Origin of the sequence: Pseudonocardia pini (assembly GCF_013870575.1) — a bacterium.
GTDB lineage: Bacteria > Actinomycetota > Actinomycetes > Mycobacteriales > Pseudonocardiaceae > Pseudonocardia > Pseudonocardia pini.
The window spans coordinates 1-1,000 of record NZ_JACBXB010001237.1 but is presented as its reverse complement, the minus strand read 5'-3'; the positions used below and the strand labels follow the sequence as shown (position 1 = coordinate 1,000).

The 1,000-nt window shown below is 71.5% G+C and carries 1 protein-coding gene; it reads right to left on the bottom strand.

Annotated elements, in window-relative coordinates; translation table 11 throughout:
• Positions 1-1,000, bottom strand: a 1,000-nt coding sequence (locus tag H5J29_RS34130) for an AI-2E family transporter (RefSeq protein ID WP_220188263.1), incomplete at both ends; no start/stop codon positions are given.

Sequence of the window (1,000 nt, the reverse complement as noted above, 5' to 3'; positions counted from 1 at the left end):
CCTTCACCGCGGCCGCCTCCTCGGGCTCCAACGGGGTGTCGCGCAGCAGCGCGTCCGCCCAGCGGGCCCGCGGGTCGATGTCGACCAGCAGCGCCTTGCACAGCAGGGTCAGCGGGATCGCCAGGATCGCCCCGAGCGGGCCGAGCAGCCAGGCCCAGAACACCAGCGCCACGAAGGTGACCGTGACCGAGAGCCCCACCGCGTCCCCGATGAACCGCGGCTGGATGACCGACTGCACGATGAGGTTCAGCACGCAGTACACGACGATCACGGCGAGCGTGAGCGACCATCCGCCGGTCAGCAGGGCCATCAGGGCGGGCGGGATCACGCCGATGATGAACCCGACGTTCGGGATGTAGTTCGTGATGAACGACAGCAGCCCCCAGGTCGCCGCCAGCGGGATGCCCATGATCGCCAGCGCAGCCCAGTCCAGCACCGCGACGATGAACCCGAACACCGTGGTGACCAGCAGGTACTGCCGGGTCCCCCAGGCGAAGTGGTCGAGCGCCTCGGTGATCCGCGGCCGCTCCCGGGCGATCGAGGCGAGGCGCGCGCCCGCGCCGCCGGACTCGACGGCCAGGAACAACAGGAGGGCGAGCAGGAACACCAGGTTCGACGCCAGCCCCGCGACGCTGCTGAGCAGCGCACCCAGGATCCCCGCGAGCTTGCCCAGGTTCAGCGAGTCGCGGGCCGCGGCGAGCTGGTCGGGCCCGATCCCCAAGCGGGCCAGCTCGGCCGTCGCCGAGGCGACCATCCCGTCGGCCTGCGACGCGTACCTCGGGAGCTCGGTCGCGAGCTGGGCCACCGACAGGATCAGCCCGAACGCCAGGACCAACAGCAGGCCGTAGACCAGCAGCACCACGACGAGGGTCGTCGCCCACCCGGGCCAGCCCTTGCGCCGCAGCCACCCCTGCACCGGCGCCACGGCGATCACGATGATCAACGCCATGAACACGGGCGCGATCAGCCAGGCCACGGCCTGCGTCCCCGCGACCACGAC